15 protein-coding genes are annotated in these 17,634 nt (G+C 18.5%); 5 read left to right on the forward strand and 10 right to left on the reverse strand.

Going from position 1 to position 17,634, the window contains the following annotated elements; genetic code table 11:
- Nucleotides 1–51: 51 nt before the first annotated feature.
- The 7 genes from ligA to hisS all read right to left on the reverse strand — a co-directional run bounded on the left by ligA (nt 52) and on the right by hisS (nt 10,041).
- Nucleotides 52–2,139, reverse strand: coding sequence for an NAD-dependent DNA ligase LigA (gene ligA, locus GJT89_RS00175; RefSeq protein WP_168894546.1), 2,088 nt, complete (start codon nt 2,137–2,139; stop codon nt 52–54).
- Complete coding sequence (gene cysS / locus GJT89_RS00180; protein WP_168894547.1) at nt 2,108–3,517, reverse strand: cysteine--tRNA ligase; 1,410 nt, start codon at nt 3,515–3,517, stop codon at nt 2,108–2,110. Before cysS ends, ligA begins: the two co-directional genes overlap by 32 nt.
- A 47-nt stretch (nt 3,518–3,564) precedes the next feature.
- On the reverse strand, nt 3,565–4,956 hold the full coding sequence (gene dnaB / locus GJT89_RS00185; RefSeq protein WP_168894548.1) for a replicative DNA helicase: 1,392 nt from the start codon (nt 4,954–4,956) through the stop codon (nt 3,565–3,567).
- Nucleotides 4,957–5,023: 67 nt separating this feature from the next.
- Nucleotides 5,024–6,010 carry a tRNA dihydrouridine(20/20a) synthase DusA gene (gene dusA, locus GJT89_RS00190; RefSeq protein WP_168894549.1) on the reverse strand — a complete coding sequence of 329 codons (987 nt, stop codon included), beginning with the start codon at nt 6,008–6,010 and terminating at the stop codon, nt 5,024–5,026.
- An 86-nt stretch (nt 6,011–6,096) separates the two neighbouring features.
- Nucleotides 6,097–7,449 carry a ribosome biogenesis GTPase Der gene (der, locus tag GJT89_RS00195; RefSeq protein WP_168894550.1) on the reverse strand — a complete coding sequence of 451 codons (1,353 nt, stop codon included), beginning with the start codon at nt 7,447–7,449 and terminating at the stop codon, nt 6,097–6,099.
- 20 nt (nt 7,450–7,469) lie between these two features.
- The gene (locus tag GJT89_RS00200; RefSeq protein ID WP_168894551.1) at nt 7,470–8,657 is read right to left on the reverse strand and encodes an outer membrane protein assembly factor BamB family protein; all 1,188 of its coding nucleotides are present in this window, start codon (nt 8,655–8,657) and stop codon (nt 7,470–7,472) included.
- A gap of 97 nt (nt 8,658–8,754) precedes the next feature.
- Complete coding sequence (hisS, locus tag GJT89_RS00205) at nt 8,755–10,041, reverse strand: histidine--tRNA ligase (protein WP_168894552.1); 1,287 nt, start codon at nt 10,039–10,041, stop codon at nt 8,755–8,757.
- A 221-nt stretch (nt 10,042–10,262) separates the two neighbouring features.
- Here hisS and tadA point away from each other — a divergent pair, with 221 nt between their 5' ends.
- From tadA to GJT89_RS00220, 3 genes are all read left to right on the forward strand, one after another.
- The gene (gene tadA, locus GJT89_RS00210) at nt 10,263–10,778 is read left to right on the forward strand and encodes a tRNA adenosine(34) deaminase TadA (RefSeq protein WP_168894553.1); all 516 of its coding nucleotides are present in this window, start codon (nt 10,263–10,265) and stop codon (nt 10,776–10,778) included.
- Nucleotides 10,753–11,994 (forward strand): serine hydroxymethyltransferase, encoded by a 1,242-nt coding sequence (locus tag GJT89_RS00215; RefSeq protein ID WP_168894906.1) that lies wholly within the window; start codon nt 10,753–10,755, stop codon nt 11,992–11,994. The genes tadA and GJT89_RS00215 overlap by 26 nt, the downstream gene beginning before the upstream one ends.
- 64 nt (nt 11,995–12,058) lie before the next feature.
- Nucleotides 12,059–12,619, forward strand: a complete 561-nt coding sequence (locus GJT89_RS00220) for a DJ-1/PfpI family protein (RefSeq protein ID WP_168894554.1) — start codon at nt 12,059–12,061, stop codon at nt 12,617–12,619.
- A 58-nt stretch (nt 12,620–12,677) separates the two neighbouring features.
- On the opposite strand, the gene nusB is transcribed toward GJT89_RS00220, so the two are convergent.
- Genes nusB through ribD form a run of 3 tightly spaced genes read right to left on the reverse strand, consistent with a single transcriptional unit; the run spans nt 12,678 to nt 14,716 of the window.
- The gene (gene nusB, locus GJT89_RS00225; RefSeq protein ID WP_168894555.1) at nt 12,678–13,097 is read right to left on the reverse strand and encodes a transcription antitermination factor NusB; all 420 of its coding nucleotides are present in this window, start codon (nt 13,095–13,097) and stop codon (nt 12,678–12,680) included.
- On the reverse strand, nt 13,094–13,591 hold the full coding sequence (ribH, locus tag GJT89_RS00230; protein ID WP_168894556.1) for a 6,7-dimethyl-8-ribityllumazine synthase: 498 nt from the start codon (nt 13,589–13,591) through the stop codon (nt 13,094–13,096). Before ribH ends, nusB begins: the two co-directional genes overlap by 4 nt.
- 36 nt (nt 13,592–13,627) lie before the next feature.
- Nucleotides 13,628–14,716, reverse strand: a complete 1,089-nt coding sequence (gene ribD / locus GJT89_RS00235) for a bifunctional diaminohydroxyphosphoribosylaminopyrimidine deaminase/5-amino-6-(5-phosphoribosylamino)uracil reductase RibD (RefSeq protein ID WP_246223069.1) — start codon at nt 14,714–14,716, stop codon at nt 13,628–13,630.
- 260 nt (nt 14,717–14,976) lie between these two features.
- Here ribD and leuA point away from each other — a divergent pair, with 260 nt between their 5' ends.
- The gene (leuA, locus tag GJT89_RS00240; protein ID WP_168894558.1) at nt 14,977–16,515 is read left to right on the forward strand and encodes a 2-isopropylmalate synthase; all 1,539 of its coding nucleotides are present in this window, start codon (nt 14,977–14,979) and stop codon (nt 16,513–16,515) included.
- A 25-nt stretch (nt 16,516–16,540) separates the two neighbouring features.
- On the forward strand, nt 16,541–17,632 hold the full coding sequence (gene leuB / locus GJT89_RS00245) for a 3-isopropylmalate dehydrogenase (protein WP_168894559.1): 1,092 nt from the start codon (nt 16,541–16,543) through the stop codon (nt 17,630–17,632).
- Nucleotides 17,633–17,634 lie beyond the last annotated feature (2 nt).

A 17,634-nucleotide genomic window follows, 5' to 3' on the forward strand; every position in this document is an offset into this window, starting at 1 on the left:
CAATATCATTAATTTTAAATTTAAACAAATTATAATATTTTTAAATAAAAATTATTTACTATTTTTTAATAGATAAATTAATTTTTTTTCGTCTATAATTTTAATATTTAACTTATACGCTTTTTTTAATTTGGAACTTGCATTTTGTCCTAAAATTAGGATATTAGTTTTTTTATTAATATTTAAATTAATATTTGCACCTAATTTTTTTAATTTATTTATAAGATTTATTCTTGTTATAAAAAAAAATTTACCAGTAATAGATATATTTTTTTTTAAAAAATAATTTTTTTTTATATTTTTTTTAACATAAATAATATTTATTTTTTTTAATAAATTTTGAATAATATTTATATTATCTTTATTTTTAATAAAATTATATATATTTAATGATGTTTTAATACCAATTCCTGTAATATTACTTAATTCAATTAAATTAGTATTTAAAAATTTTTTTAATGTATAAAAAAATTGTGATAAACTAAGTGATGTAACTATTCCCACTTCTGGTATACCTAAAGAAAAAATAAATTTATCAAAAGATATTTGTTGTTTTCTTTGTAAATTTTGTACTATTTTATTAGTAGATTTAATTCCTAAATTATTTACTTTTTTTAAAATAAAATTATTTAAATTCATTAAATCTATAACATTTTTTATTAAATTATTATCTACTAATTTATCGATTAATTTATTTCCTATAAAACTAATATTCATAACATCTCTCGAAACAAAATGCTTTAAATATGCTTTCAATTGTGATTTACAAGATAATCCTGTATTACAATATAAAATATTATTTTCTTTTTTTTTTAGAATAGAGTTACAACTAGGACAATTTTTAGGTATTATAATATTTTTTATAAGATTAAAAGATTTTTTTTCATTTATTACATTTATTATTTTAGGTATAACATCTCCACATCTTTGAACAATTATAGTTTTTCCTATTTTTAAATTTAATTTTTTAATTTCATTAATATTATATAATGTTGCAGAACTGATATTAACTCCTGTAATATTAACTGTTTTAAATTTAGCAATTGGTATAATAATACCTGTACGTCCAACTTGAAAAATAATTTTTTGTAATAATGTTTTTTTTTCTTGTGGAGGAAATTTATATGCTATAGCCCATTTAGGAGCATGATTAGTACTTCCAATAATTTCTTGTATTTTTATATTATTTATTTTAATAACGATACCATCAATATTATAAGGTAGTAAATTTCTTTTTCTTTCAAAAATTTTATAAAATTCTTCAATTTCCAAATGATTAGAACAAATTTTTTTATATTTAGATACAGGAAACCCATATAATTTTAAATTATCTAATATTTCTTCTTGATTTAAAAATTTTTGTTCATTAATAAAACCTATTCCATAACTAAAAAAACTTAATAAATACATCATTTTATTATTTTTTTTATTTATTTTTAAAATACCTAAAGTTGCACTACGTGTATTACTAAATAATTTATGTTTTGATATTATTTTTTGATTTAATATATCAAAATTTTTTTTAGTTATAAATATTTCTCCTCTAACTTCAAATAATTTCGGAAAATGTTTTTTTTTCAAAAAATGAGGTATATTATTAATTCGAAATACTTTTTTTGTAATATCTTCTCCTATAATTCCATTACCTCTTGTTGCTCCTTTTATTAAAAAACCATTTTTATATAATAAATTAACAGCTATTCCATCATATTTTAATTCACAACAGAAATTTAATTTATTAATAATTTTTTTTAATGGACATAAAAATTTTTTTAATAAATTTTTTATATGAAAAACGTTATTTAATGATAACATCGGTTTTTTATGACGTATTTTTTGAAAAAATATTGATGATAAAGGTACACCAACTAATTGAGTTGGTGAATACTTATTTTTAAAATAGGGAAATAATTTCTCTAATTTTTTTAATTTTAATACTAAATTATCATATTGATAATCCAGAATATTTGAGTTATTTAATATATAATAACTATAATTATAGTTGGTAATTATTTTATGTAATTTAAGTATTTTTTTTTTATAAATGAAAATTTTATGTATTTTATATAAAATGTTTATTAATTTAATAATATAAAATTTAAAAATTTTATTTAATTTTTTTTTTCCATATAGTACCATTATTTGTATCTTCTAAAAGAATATTTTTATTTTTTAATTTATTTCTTATGTAATCTGCTTTTTTCCATAAATGATTATTACGAGCAATATTACGTTGTTTAATTAATTTTTCAATTTCATATCTATTATAATAATCATTTAAATTACCATTATTTTTTAAATAATCTTTAGGATTATAAAATAATAATCCTAAAATATTACCTAATTTTTTTAATTTTAATATAAAATAGTTAGCTATTAAATATTTTTTATTATTATTAGCAATATTAATTTTATGTGATATTTTAAATAATATACTATAAGCTCTAGGAGTATTAAAATCGTCATTCATAGCATTATAAAATTGATTTTCTAATGAAAAAAAATTAGTTTCTATATTTTTATAATTATATCTATAACTAATATTATACATAGAAATATACAATTTTTGTATAGCTAGTTCTGCTTGTTTTAATTTATCTTCACTATATATTATTGGACTACGATAATGAGTAATTGTTAAAAAATATCTAATAATTTCTTTATTATATTTTAATAATATATCTTTTATTTTAAAAGTATTATTTAAAGATTTAGACATTTTTTTATTTTTAGTAATTATCATCCCTGTATGAATCCAATAATTAACATAAAATGATTTATTAATACAAGAAGATTGTGCTAATTCATTCTCATGATGTGGAAAAATTAAATCATTTCCTCCACCATGTATATCAAAAAAATTACCTAAATATTTATGACTTAAAGTAGAACATTCTATATGCCAACCAGGCCTACCATACCCCCAAGGGGATATCCATCCTATATCTGATTTACAAGTTAATTTCCATAAAACAAAATCTTTATAGTTATTTTTAATAAAAATATTTTTAATTTTTTTATTTAATTTTAATAAATTTATTTTTTGTTTTGATAATATTCCATAATTTAAATATTTTTTAATAGAAAACATAATATCACCATTTTTAGCTATATAAGCACTATTATTAATTAATAAAATATTTATTATTTTTATAATATCATTAATGTGATCAGTTACTTTAGGTTCAAAATCTGGAATTAAGATATTTAATTTATTAAAATCTTGAGAAATTTTATTAATTATTTTTTTTGTAATATTATTAATATTTTGTTTTTTTTTCTTAGCTATATCTATGATTTTATCATCAATATCAGTAATATTTCTTACATATTTTGTTTTATAACCTAAGAATTTTAAATATCTAATAATAATATCGAATATAATAAATGTTCTTGCATGACCAATATGACAAATATCATATGGAGTTACACCACATACATAAATTTTTACTATTTTTTTATTTATAGGATAAAATTTTTTTTTTTTTTTACTTAATGTATTAAAAATTTTTAACATTTATTTTCTCACAATAATATTATATAAAAAATTTTACTAAATATTTTTTAAATATTTCTTTTATCATAATAACTAGAATAGTTATCAAAACGTGCAATTTGATTATTAAAAATTAATTTTATAGTTCCAATAGGACCATTTCTTTGTTTACCTATAATAATTTCAGCAATCCTATGTAAATTAGTGTTTTCATTATATACTTCATCTCTATAAATAAACATAATCAAATCAGCATCTTGTTCTATAGAACCAGATTCTCTTAAATCAGAATTCATAGGACGTTTATCAGATCTTTGTTCTAAAGATCTATTTAATTGAGATAAAGCTACTACAGGAACATGTAATTCTTTAGCTAGAGCTTTTAAAGAACGAGAAATTTCAGATATTTCTAATGTTCTATTAAAAGATAAATTAGGAACTTTAATTAATTGTAAATAATCTATCATTATTAAACATAATCCATTATGTTCTCTAAATATTCTCCTTGAACGTAATCTAATTTCTGTTGGTGTTAATTCAGAAGAATCATCAATATATATATTTTTTTTTTTTAATAAAATACCCATAGTAGTAGAAATTTTTTTCCAATCATCATCATTTAATTGCCCTGTTCTAATTTTACTTTGATGTACTCTAGAAAGAGATGCTAACATACGAATCATAATTTGATCACAAGGCATTTCTAAACTAAAAATTAATACAGGTTTATTTTGAGATATAGCTGTATATTCACAAATATTCATGGCAAGAGTTGATTTACCCATCGATGGACGTGCAGCAATTATAATAAGATCTGATTTTTGTAATCCTGCTGTTTTTTTATTTAATTCATGATAACCAGTATCTATACCTGTAACACCATTTTTAGGTGTTTTATAAAAAGATTCAATTTTAGATATTGTAACTTCTAAAATTTCTTCCAAATTTTTTGGTTTAGTATCTTTATTTAAACGTTTTTCTGCAATTTTAAATACACTAGATTCTGCAAAGTTTAATAAATCTTCACTAGTTCTTCCATTAGGATAATATCCTGCTTCTGCTATTTTATTTGCAGTAGATATTATTTCTCTAATAATAGCACGTTCATGAACAATATCTACGTAAGCACCTATATTAGATATACTTGGAATATTTTTTGATAATTCAGCTAAATATGCAAATCCTCCTATTTTATTTAGTTTATTTTTATTTTCTAAAGATTCAGAAAGTGTAATTAAATCAATAGGTTTTCCTAATTCTATTAAATAATACATTTCAGTAAAAATAATTTTATGTGATAAAATAAAAAAATCTTCTGTTATTATTTTTTCTATAATATTTTCCCATTGATTATTATCTAACATTAATCCTCCTAATATTGATTGTTCTGCTTCTAAAGAATAAGGAGGTATTTTTATTTTTTCAATTTGTAAATCTTTTTTTAATTTAAATTGTTTCATTAAATTATTTTTATACCATATTTAAATATAATTTTTTAATTTTATAAAATAATCTAAATAAAACATATTATTTTATTTTTATAAAAGATAATGCATTGGTTAAAACTTCCATTTTTTTAGAGTTAAGATAATTTTTTTTATTAAAAATAAATTTTTTAAATTTATGTAATCCATTAATACCTCGAAAAATATTTAATAAAGGAGTAATAATAGTTATCAAAGAAATCTTATTATTTAATTGTTTTTCTATATATGGAAACATTTCTTTTACTATTATTAAAGGATTTTGTGTAATAAATTTATTTTTACAATTATAAATATAATTATCTATTTTTGTTAAAATTATAGGATTTTTATAAACTTCACGACCAATCATAACTCCATCAACATATTTTAAATGTTTTTTAATATTTAATAAATTTTTAATTTCACCATTAATAGATATTTTTGTATTTGGAAATTCTTTTTTAATTTTATAAACAATTTTATAATTTAATTTTGGAATTATTAAATTTTTTTTAGTATTAATTTTATTGTACAGTAATGCTTTTCTGGCATGAATAATAAATCTTTGACAACCACTTTTTATAAGTAAATTAATAAAATCACATAAAAATGTATAACTACTACTATTATTAATACCAATTCTCATTTTAATTGTAATTGGTATTGAAACACTATCACTCATAGATTTTATACAATTTGATACTATATGTGGATATTCCATTAAACATGCACCAAAATTTCCTTTTTGAGATTTCAAAGAAGGACATCCTAAATTAAAATTAATTTCCTTATAACCTATTTTTTCTGCTTTTTTACAATATAAAGATAATAATTTTGGTTGATTACCAGCTAATTGTAATACTATATTATTTACATTATAATTTTCTAATAAAATTTTTTCATTATTTTTAATTTTATTAATATGTATCATTTCAGTATATAAAAGTGATTTTTTAGTTAATTGACGATAAAAATATCTACAATATTTATTTGTTTTTTTTAACATAGGAGCTACTTCAAATCTAAAATATGGAATATTTTTTTTCATGTTTATAATTAATTATATATAATATATAAAATAAGTATAAAAAAATTTTCTTTATTTATATAAATATTATTTTTAATACAGAAAATTTAATTATATGGATTTTTATTTTCTTGAAATTTTAAAATTATGATATTTCCTATACATTTTAATTTTTTATAGAAAAAATTTAATAAATAACGTTTATAGTTTTTGTTTAACTTTGTAACTTGACTACCATGTATTTTAAATATTAAAGGATTTTTTTTAATTTGACTTATATATTTTAATTTTATACGTCTTCCATTATATATTGGAGGTAGCACTAAATTAGTTGCTAAATATAAAATTTTCATAAGTTTTGAAGTATTATAAATTTTATTAGAAATATTATATATTTTATATATTATATTATAAATATAATTTATATTTTTAAGAAATTTAGCTGATATAGAAATAACAGGAAAAATATTAAATTTTACTTTTATAAGTTTTTTTAAATTATTAATATCATTTAATGTAATTAAATCTGATTTATTAATAATTAGAATTATAGATTTACCTTTAGAAATAATATTTTGTATTATCGATATATCTTTATTACAAAAAATTTTTTTTTCTCCATTAATAATATATAATATAATATCAGATTTTTTCATTGATTTATAAGATTCTAGAATTGAAAGCTTTTCTATTTTATTTTTAATTTGATTATTTTTTTTTATACCTGCTGTATCAATTAAAATAATATTTTTATGTATATTACTAAAATTATCAATTGGAATTGAAATACTTTCTCTTGTTGTTCCGGGAACATTACTAGTAACCATTCTTTTTTCATTAATAATATTATTAACTAAAGTAGATTTACCTACATTAGGTAGTCCTATAATAGCTAATTTTATTTTATTATTTTTTTTCTCCTTATGAAAAATTGATTCATTTATATAATGTTTATATATATAAATTTTTTTTATATATAAAAGTAATATTTTTTTTAATTTTACAATATCAATTTTTTTAATAAAATTAATTATATAAAAATCAATACCTAATAAGTAAAATTCTTGATCTAAAAAAACTTTATTTTTTATATTTAATAATATAATTATTTTTGTACCATATTTTCTTATTTTGTTAATAATTTGGTAATCTATAGTATTAAGCTTATTTCCTTTTATTATTAATAAAATTAAATCTGATTCTTGGATTGATTTTGATATTTGTTCTTTAATTAAAAAATCATTTTGATCATTTTTTTTGTTATAATTAGAATAACTTATTGTATCAACACAAATAAATTTAAAATTTTTAATTTTTGCATTATCATATTTTTTATCTATTGTAAAACCTGATATTTTATTAACTAAAGCAGTATATTTTTTTGTTAAAATATTATATAAAAAAGATTTTCCTACATTATTACCACCTAAAATAGAAATAATAGGATATTTAAATATCATTTTTTTATCTCTTAATTTAATTATATTATTTCAATTCTATATAAATAAATCTTATTATATATAGTTTGTATAATTAATTTATTTTTTATTAAAAAAATAAACCTAATTTTATATTTATCAATTTTTTTTTCTCCAACAAAATTACCTAATCTATAATTTATCCAATAAATAAATCCTTTTTTATTTGTAAAAAAAATATATTTTTTATAAAAAAATAAATTATCTATTGAATTTTTTTGAAATTTATTTTGTTTCCAAATTAAATTACCATTATTTGCATTTAATGCATAAATTTCATTTTTAGAAGTTATTAAATAAATAATATTTTTATATATAATAAAATTTTTATGAGTAAAATATATTTTTTTCCAAATAATTTTTCCTGTACTTAAATCTAAAGCTACAAAATTTCCATTATAAGAGGATGCATAAACAATACCATTATATATAATAGGTTTTATATCAATATCATTAATATTAATAAAATCATCTTTATTATTAAATCTTAATAAATGTTGTTCCCAGACTAATGATCCATTAGTAATTATACGAGAACTAATTATACCATTATCACTTCCTATTATAACATTATTAAAAAAAATTACCGGAGTAGAAACACCTTTAATAGAAAATTTATTTGAATGACCTAAATTTACCGTCCATAAAATTTGTCCGTTATTTTTATTTAATCCTTGTAAAATATTATCTATATTATTTACTAATAAAATATCATTTTTAATAACAAAACTAGATAATATTTCATTAAAAACTTTTTGTTTCCAAATTATAGATTTATTTTTAATATTAAAAGCAAAAATTTCACCTTTTTTATTGCCTAAATATAAACAATTATTAGATATAATAGGTCCACTAGTGAAAAGATTATATTTACAATATGAAAAAATACAAAAATTTTTTATTAAATTAAAACTCCAAATAATTTTTCCTGTTTTTATACTTATACAATAGATTGTTCCATTTTCATTAGCTATATATAATAAGTTATTTTTATATATAGGATATAATTTTGTATAATTAATATTATTATTTTTTATTTTTTGTTTCCAAATTAATTTTAATTTTATTGTATCTAATTTAGATATTTGATATTTTTTTTTGTTAAAAAAGTAATTTTTTTTATATATACAAGATATAAAAGAAAAAGTAGAAAAAATAAATATTAAAATTATAAATTTTGATAACTTCATGTTTTACTCGTTATTTTAATTAAAAAAACAGTATTTAGTAACAAAAAATTTTATTCATGACATAATGAATATTATTATAAATATAACAAACTTTAATTTAAATATTTTTAAAAATTTTTTCTAATTTTAATATTAATTTATTTTCTGGTATAGTTACTTGTTTTTTAGAATATAAATTTTTAATTATAATTGAATTATTATTTATTTCTTTTAAACCTATTATAATTACAAAATGGGATTTATATTTAATTGCCTGAATAATTTGTTTTTTTAAATTTTTAAAAAGATAACTAGTTAATATTCTTAATTTTGGAAAATTTTTTCTAATTAATTCTCCAATAATTAAAATTTTTTTTAAAGTATAACTATTTTCCATTGGAATTAAGAAAATATCTATTAAAAAATCTGTATCTAATTTTATAGACTCAGTATTTTTGATTAATAAAATTAAACGTTCCATTCCAATAGCACATCCAACTCCGTTTTTATCTCTGTTAAAACTCATTTTATTAATTAATTTATCATATCTACCACCTCCACATATAGTTTTAGAAGTACCTAAATTATTAGTTTTCCATTCAAATACTATATCATTATAATAATCTAATCCTCTAACTAAATAATTATTTATAGTGAATTTTATATTCATAAAATTTAATATTTCACATAATTTTCTAAATGTATCTATACTTTTTTCATTAAGAAAATTTTTTAATTTAGGAGCATAATTTAATAATTTTTGAATATTTTTATTTTTAGCATCTAATATTCTTAATGGATTTCTATATATTTTTTGTTGATAACTAAAATCTAAAAATTTTAAATTTTTTTTAAAAAAGAATATTAATTCTGTTATATATTTTTGTCTATCTATTATAGAACCAATAGAATTAATTTCTAGAAAAATATTATTTGTAATATTTAATTTTTTCCATAAATTATTTGTTAAAATAATTATTTCAGCATCTATATAAGGAGATTTTAATCCAATTATTTCTATACCAATTTGATTAAATTGTCTATATCGTCCTTTTTGAGGTCTTTCATATCTAAACATTGGTCCATTATACCAAAAACGTCTATTGTTATAAAAAATATTATTTTCTATTATAGAACGTAGAAATCCTGTAGTTCCTTCTGGACGTAAAGTTAACGAATCTTTATTTTTATCAAATAAATTATACATTTCTTTTTCTATAATATCTGTGGATTCTCCAATAGTTTTCTTAAATAATTTACTTTTTTCTAAAATAGGTAATTTAATTTCTTGATAACCATAATTTTTTAAAGTATTTTTAATAATATTCTCAATATTTTCCCATAATAAAGTATCTGGAAATAAACAATCATGCATACCGTGAACAGCAGTAATTTTTTTTATCACTATAAAATACTCTTTTAATATAAATACTAATTTAAATTAAATTTTAAGTTATATTAATATTATTTAGTAAAATTTAATATATTTTAAAACATGAAATGAGAAAATAAATATTTTTATTTATTTTAATTTTTTATTTTTATAACTATAATAATGAATAAATATAATATATTATATTTATAATATATTAAAATATTAATATAATTGTATATAAAATTTATATAATGAATAATGATATTTATTGGATGAAATATACTTTAAAAGTAGCTATTTTAGCTAAAAACGCTGGAGAAATACCAGTTGGTGCTATTATTATTAAAAATAATAAAATTATTTCTTACGGTTATAATAATTCAATAAAAAAAAATGATCCTACAGCACATGCTGAAATAATAGCTTTAAGAAAAGCAGGAAAGTTTTTAAAAAATTATAGGTTATTAAATACAACTATGTATGTAACATTAGAACCATGTTTAATGTGTTTTGGAGCCATAATTATTAGTAGAATTACTCGTCTAGTATTTAGTTCATATAATAAAAAATATAATGGAAAAAATTATAAACTAGGATCTTTTATAAATTTATTAAAAATTTATGATATTAATCATAAACTAAAAATTAGTTCTGGTATTTTAATTAACAAATCTACAAATATTATAAAAAATTTTTTTAATAAAAAAAGAAAAAACAATTTTTTAACAAAAAGGTTTATTAATTTTGAAAAAAAATTTAAAACATGATATAGAATTATTTAATTTAATAAATAAAGAAAAAATAAGACAAGAAGAAAATATTGAGTTAATAGCTTCTGAAAATTATGCATCTTTTAATACTATGTATGCACAAGGATCTCAATTAACTAATAAATATGCAGAAGGATATCCTAATAATAGGTATTATGGTGGGTGTAAATATATAGATAAAATAGAAAAATTAGCTATAAATAGAGCTAAAAAATTATTTAATGCAGATTATGTAAATGTACAACCACATTCAGGATCTCAAGCTAATTTTGCTGTATATTTAGCTTTATTAAATCCTGGAGATATTATTATGGGATTAAAAAATTCACATGGAGGACATTTAACACATGGATCTAAAGTAAATTTTTCAGGGAAAATTTATAAAAATATATCTTATAAAATTAATAAAGAGGGAATAATTGATTATGATTATTTATTATTTTTAGCAAAAAAATATAAACCAAAAATTATTGTTGGAGGATTTTCTTCATATTCTAGAATATGTGATTGGGAGAAAATGAGAAACATTGCTGATTTAGTAGGATCATATTTTTTAGTAGATATTTCACATATTATTGGATTAATTATTGCAAAAATATATCCAAATCCATTATTTTATGCACATGTAGTAACAAGCACAACACATAAAACATTATCAGGTCCTAGAGGAGGTATTATTTTATCTACAAAAAAAAATAAACATCTATTTAAAAAATTTGATAAAGCAGTATTTCCAGGTATACAAGGAGGACCATTAATGCATGTAATAGCTGCTAAAGCAGTAGCATTTAAAGAAGCATTAACACCAAAATTTATTACATATCAAAAACAAGTATTAAAAAATGCAAAATTAATGGTAAAAATATTTAAAAAATATAACTATAAAATAGTATCAAATAATACAGATAGTCACTTATTTATAATAGATTTAACAAATAAAAAAATAACTGGTATAGAAGCAGAAAAATTATTAGAAAAATATAATATTATAGTAAATAAAAATAGTATTCCTGATGATATAAATCCTCCTAATATTACTTCTGGGATAAGAATAGGAACTCCTGCAATTACAAAAAGAGGTTTTAAAGAGAAAGAAATATTATTATTATCTAATTATATAATTAATATTATAAATAAAAAAAATATATATATTAAAAACATAAAAGATAATATAATTAAATTATGTAAATTATTTCCTGTATATAAAAAATAAAATTTTATTTTATCAAAAATATTTTTTATATTTTAAAATTTATTTTTAAATAAGGTATATTTTTATGACAAAAAATTATTCTGTTTTTCTTTGTGTTACAGACGGGGTAGAAGATATAGAAACAGTTTCTTCTATAGATATATTAACTAGAAGTAATATCAATGTTATATTAGTAAGTACAAATAATAAATACAAAATATCATGTGCACATGGTACTAATATTATAAGTAATATTTTTTTAAAAGAATTAAAAGATGATTTAAATATAAAAGCAATTTTACTTCCTGGTGGTTTAAAAGCATCAAAACATTTTAGTAAAAATCTTCTTTTATTAAAATATTTAAAAAAATTTAAAAAAACTAAAAGAATAATTGGTGCAATATGTGCATCTCCTGCAATAGTTATTGCTTCTAATAATATTTTTCCTACAGCAAAAATGACTGGATATTTAAATTTTAAATCTTTAATACCAAAATATCAATGGTCAAAATATCCAATTTTTTGGGATGATAAACATAAATTATTAACAGCTCAAAGTGTTAAATATGCTATTGAATTTAATTTAAAATTAGTAAAAATTATTTTAGGAGAAAAAATTTCTTTAAAAATTGAAAGAGAATTATAATTATTTTTTTAAATTTAATTTAAAAAAATTAATTTAAAATTATAATATAAAAAATATTTTAAATTCTTAATTTATTTGCTATTTTATCTAATACACCATTAATAAATTTATAACTATTATCAACTCCACCAAAACTTTTTGCTAAATAAATACTCTCATTTATAACAACTTTATATGGTACATCTAAACGATTTATTAATTCATATAATGATATACGTAAAATTGCTTTTTCAATTTGTCCTAATTCAAATAATTTACGAGATAAAAATGGTTTCATTACATTATCTAAATAAATACTATTAACTATTACACCATTAATTAAATCATTAAAATAATCAATATCAATATTTTTAATATCTTGTATAGACTCATTTAAAAAATAATATTGTATATCATGAAAATTATTCTTTGATAATTGCCAAGAATATATAGCCTGTAAAGCATACTTTCTTGCTTGATATCTATCTGTAAATTTCACTTAATTTCCTTTATATTTTTATTTAATAATTTTATTGATTTAAATATATTAATCATTTCTAATAAAGTTAAAGCAGCTTCAGTACCTCTATTTCCTATTTTTATTCCAGATCTTTCTATTGCTTGTTCAATATTATTTGTTGTTAAAATACTAAAAGAAACTGGAATATTATTTTTAACTGATAAATTAGATATTTGGAAACAAACTTCTTTTGATAAATATTTAAAATGAGGTGTTTTACCTTTTATAATAGTTCCAATAGCTATTATACCATCATAAAATTTTTTTTGTATTAATAATTGAATTACTGATGCTATTTCATAGCTTCCAGGTACCCAACATATAGTTATATTTTTTTTTTGTACCATTCCTATTCTTTGTAGGGTATCTATAGTAGCACATAATAAATTTTTATTTATAAATGTATTAAATCTTGATACAACAATAGCTATTGTTGCATTAGATGCCATAATATTTTCATCTATTATTTTCATAGTTATAATATCCTTTATATTTTTTATATTTAAAAATTATTTTACAGGTCTTAATATTAATTTTAAGTCTGGTCCTATTCTTTTTATTTTTGTAAAATAAAAATTTGGTACATCAATAATATTTACATATTTTTTAATATTACATAAATTTAATGCAATATTTCCAAATAATTTTGGTGTTAAATATAAAATTAACTCATCTATTAAATTATAATTAATTAAAAATCCTGATAAAATACTACCAGCTTCAATTAAAATATTATTAATACCCTTTTTTCCTAATATTTTAAATAAGTTTTTTAAATTAAAATAACCATTTATTTTAGGAATAATAATTTGTTTTACGTAATTAGGCCATTTTTCTAAAGTATATTTAGATTTTATTAAAAATATTTTTCCTGGATTAATTATAATATTATCATTAGGTTTTATTTTATTTAATCTATCTAAAATAATACGAATAGGTTGTCTTAAAAATTTTTTAGGATAAATTTTTTTAATATGATAATTTAATTTACTCCATTTAACTAATAAAGTAGAATTATCTTGTAGAACAGTTTTACTTGTACTTAAAATAGCTGAATTTTTTGCTCTTAATTCCTGTACATCTTTTCTAGCAATTTTTGATGATATCCATTTACTATTACCATTAAATAATGCAATTTTACCATCTAAAGAAGATGCCAGTTTTAATTGTATCCAAGGAATACCCTTATTCATTCTATTAAAAAAACCTTTATTAATAGATTTAGCTTCTTGAGATAAAATATTTTTTGTAATTAGAATTCCTTTTAATTGTAATAATTTTAAACTTTTACCATTAATTTTAGGATTAGGATCTTTAGTTGCTACTACTATACGTTTTATTTGAGCATTAATTAATGCATGACAACAAGAAGGTGTTAAATTTGAATAATTACAAGGTTCTAACGTTAGATAAACCGTTGATCCTTTAGTATTTTTTCCAGCCATCCTTAACGCATTAATTTCTGCATGAGATTCTCCTGTTCTAAAATGATATCCTTGACCTATAATTTTTTTATTTTTTACAATAATACAACCTACATTAGGATTAGGAGTAGTAGTAAAAATACCTAATTTAGCTAATTTAATTGCACGTAACATATAAAATTTATCTATTAAATACATAATAAACCTTAAAATATAAATTAAAATAATAATTTTTTAATAAAATATTTTAATAATTATAAATTTTAATTTTAATTTTGATAATTTCATATTATAAATATTATTAACATAAAATTAAATAAAAATTTACAAAAATTAATTAATTATTAATATTACTATATATAAAAATAATTTTTTAAAATTGTAAAATATTACAAATAAATTATTTAATAAAATTTTTAAGAGATGATATTTATATGAAAAAAAAAATTATTCTTTTTGATACTACATTACGTGATGGAGAACAATCATTAACATTTAATTTAAATACTAAAGAAAAAATAAAAATCGCAATAGCATTAGAAAATATGGGTATTGATATTATTGAAGTAGGTTTTCCTATTTCTTCTCCAAAAGATTATAAAACGTCTAAAAAAATATCACAAATTATAAAAAATAGTAAATTATGTGGTTTAGCACGATGTAAAGAAAAAGATATAGATATGGTATATAAATCTTTAAAAAAAGCTAAAAATTTTAGAATTCATATTTTTTTAGCAACTTCTCCCATACATATTATTACAAAATTAAAAACAAATTTAAATGAAGTTATAGAAAAAATAGTATTTATGATAAAATATGCTCGTAAATATACTGATGATATTGAATTTTCTTGCGAAGATGCTAGTAGAACTCCCATTAATAATTTATGTCTAATTGTAAAAAAAGCAATTAAAGCTGGAGCTACAACTATTAATATTCCAGATACAGTAGGTTATACTTTTCCTCAAGAATATTACAATATTATTTCTACTTTAAAAAATAAAGTAGATAATATCGATAAATGTATTCTTTCAGTACATACTCATAATGATTTAGGAATGGCCGTAGGAAATGCAATTACAGCTATAAATGCAGGTGCTAAACAAATAGAAGGAACAATTAATGGAATAGGAGAAAGAGCTGGAAATTGTGCTTTAGAAGAAGTCATTATGGCATTATATACAAGAAAAAAAAATATGAATTATTATAATAATATTAATTATAATAAAATATATATTACAAGTAAAATAGTAAGTGAAATTTGTGATATTCCTTTATCTATAAATAAAGCTATTGTAGGAAAAAATGCTTTTTCCCATTCTTCTGGAATTCATCAAGATGGTATGATAAAAAATAAAAAAACATATGAAATTTTAGATCCAAAAATTATTGGTTTAAAAAAAACTGAATTTAATTTAACAGCAAAATCAGGTAGAGCAGCTGTAAAATATCACATGGAATTAATGGGATATAAAAAATATGAATATGATATTAATAAATTATATAATAATTTTATTAAATTAGCTGATAAAAAAAGACAAATATTTAATTATGATTTAGAATCATTAGCTTTTAATAATAAAGTAGATAATTATGTTGAATTTTATTCATTAATATATTTTAATATACAATCAAATTCTAATATATCTATTGCAACTATACAATTAAAATGTGGTAAATTAATTGAATTAAAAGCAGCAACCGGATTAGGTCCTATAGATGCAATATATAAAGCTATAATGAAGATTATAAATTATGATATAAAATTAATTAAATATAAATTAATTACTAAAAATAATATTAAAAAATTAATAGGACAAGTTAATATTAAATTAAAATATAGAGAAAAAATTTTTAATGGAATTGGTTTATCTAAAAATATAATAAAAGCTTTTATTATTGCATTAATTAATAGTGTTAATAACATTTGGAGATTTCAACAAATAAAAAAAAATATATTAAAACAGAAATAAATTTTAAAATTATTGAGGAATTACTATGTCTAATATATTTACAATAGCTGTTTTACCAGGAGATGGTATTGGACCAGAAGTAATGAAACAAACAATAAAAATATTAGAAAAAATTGAAAAATATTTAAATACAAAAATTGTAATCAATGAATATGCTGTTGGTGGTAAAGCTATTAATAAATATGGTAATCCTTTACCTAAAAAAACGTTACATGGTTGTGAAAATTCTAATGCTATTTTATTTGGATCTGTTGGAGGACCAGAATGGGATCATTTATCTTTAAATAAAAGACCAGAAAAAGGTGCATTATTGAAATTAAGAAAACATTTTAATTTATTTGCTAATATACGTCCTACATTTTTTTATAAAAATTTAAATTCTTTAAGTCCTATAAAAGAAAAAATTTTAAATAAAGGATTTGATATTATTTGTATTCGAGAATTAACTGGTGGAATATATTTTGGTTTACCTAATGGAAGAAAAGGAAAAGGAATTAATGAATATGCATTTGATACAGAAATTTATTCAAGATTTGAAATAGAAAGAATAGCACATATTGCTTTTAATATAGCTTTAAAAAGAAAAAAAAAAATTTGTTCTGTTGATAAAGCAAATGTGTTAAATACTTCCATATTATGGAGAGAAGTTATAGTAAATATGTCTAAACAATATCCATTAGTAAAATTAGAACATATGTATATTGATAATATTGTTATGCAATTAATGAAAAAACCTTCACAATTTGATATAATATTATGTCCGAATCTTTTTGGTGATATAATTTCTGATCAATGTGCTATGATTACAGGATCAGTAGGTAATCTACCTTCAGCTAGTTTTAATCAAAATTTTTTTGGATTATATGAACCTGCAGGTGGTTCTGCACCTGATATCGCTGGAAAAAATATAGCTAATCCTATTGCACAAATTTTATCACTATCAATGTTACTTGAATATTCTTTAAAAGATAAATATTCATCTCAAAAAATTAAGAATGCTATAAAAAAAACATTAGATCTAGGTTATAGAACTAAAGATTTATTAACTAATAGTATAAATGAAAAAATTGTTACAACAGATGATATGGGAACATTAATTATGGAATCTATTATATAGGA

Origin of the sequence: Enterobacteriaceae endosymbiont of Donacia versicolorea (assembly GCF_012570965.1) — a bacterium.
Lineage (GTDB): Bacteria > Pseudomonadota > Gammaproteobacteria > Enterobacterales > Enterobacteriaceae.

What these genes read in the sequence shown, in the direction of transcription:
- ribH (WP_168894556.1), bottom strand. Translation starts at nt 13,591, where the DNA reads ATGAAAATAATAGATGAAAATATTATGGCATCTAATGCAACAATAGCT.
- leuA (WP_168894558.1), top strand. Translation starts at nt 14,977, where the DNA reads ATGAAAAAAAAAATTATTCTTTTTGATACTACATTACGTGATGGAGAA.
- der (WP_168894550.1), bottom strand. Translation starts at nt 7,449, where the DNA reads ATGATATTTAAATATCCTATTATTTCTATTTTAGGTGGTAATAATGTA.
- dnaB (WP_168894548.1), bottom strand. Translation starts at nt 4,956, where the DNA reads ATGAAACAATTTAAATTAAAAAAAGATTTACAAATTGAAAAAATAAAA.
- tadA (WP_168894553.1), top strand. Translation starts at nt 10,263, where the DNA reads ATGAATAATGATATTTATTGGATGAAATATACTTTAAAAGTAGCTATT.
- ligA (WP_168894546.1), bottom strand. Translation starts at nt 2,139, where the DNA reads ATGGTACTATATGGAAAAAAAAAATTAAATAAAATTTTTAAATTTTAT.
- leuB (WP_168894559.1), top strand. Translation starts at nt 16,541, where the DNA reads ATGTCTAATATATTTACAATAGCTGTTTTACCAGGAGATGGTATTGGA.
- dusA (WP_168894549.1), bottom strand. Translation starts at nt 6,010, where the DNA reads ATGAAAAAAAATATTCCATATTTTAGATTTGAAGTAGCTCCTATGTTA.
- cysS (WP_168894547.1), bottom strand. Translation starts at nt 3,517, where the DNA reads ATGTTAAAAATTTTTAATACATTAAGTAAAAAAAAAAAAAAATTTTAT.
- GJT89_RS00220 (WP_168894554.1), top strand. Translation starts at nt 12,059, where the DNA reads ATGACAAAAAATTATTCTGTTTTTCTTTGTGTTACAGACGGGGTAGAA.
- ribD (WP_246223069.1), bottom strand. Translation starts at nt 14,716, where the DNA reads ATGTTACGTGCAATTAAATTAGCTAAATTAGGTATTTTTACTACTACT.
- GJT89_RS00200 (WP_168894551.1), bottom strand. Translation starts at nt 8,657, where the DNA reads ATGAAGTTATCAAAATTTATAATTTTAATATTTATTTTTTCTACTTTT.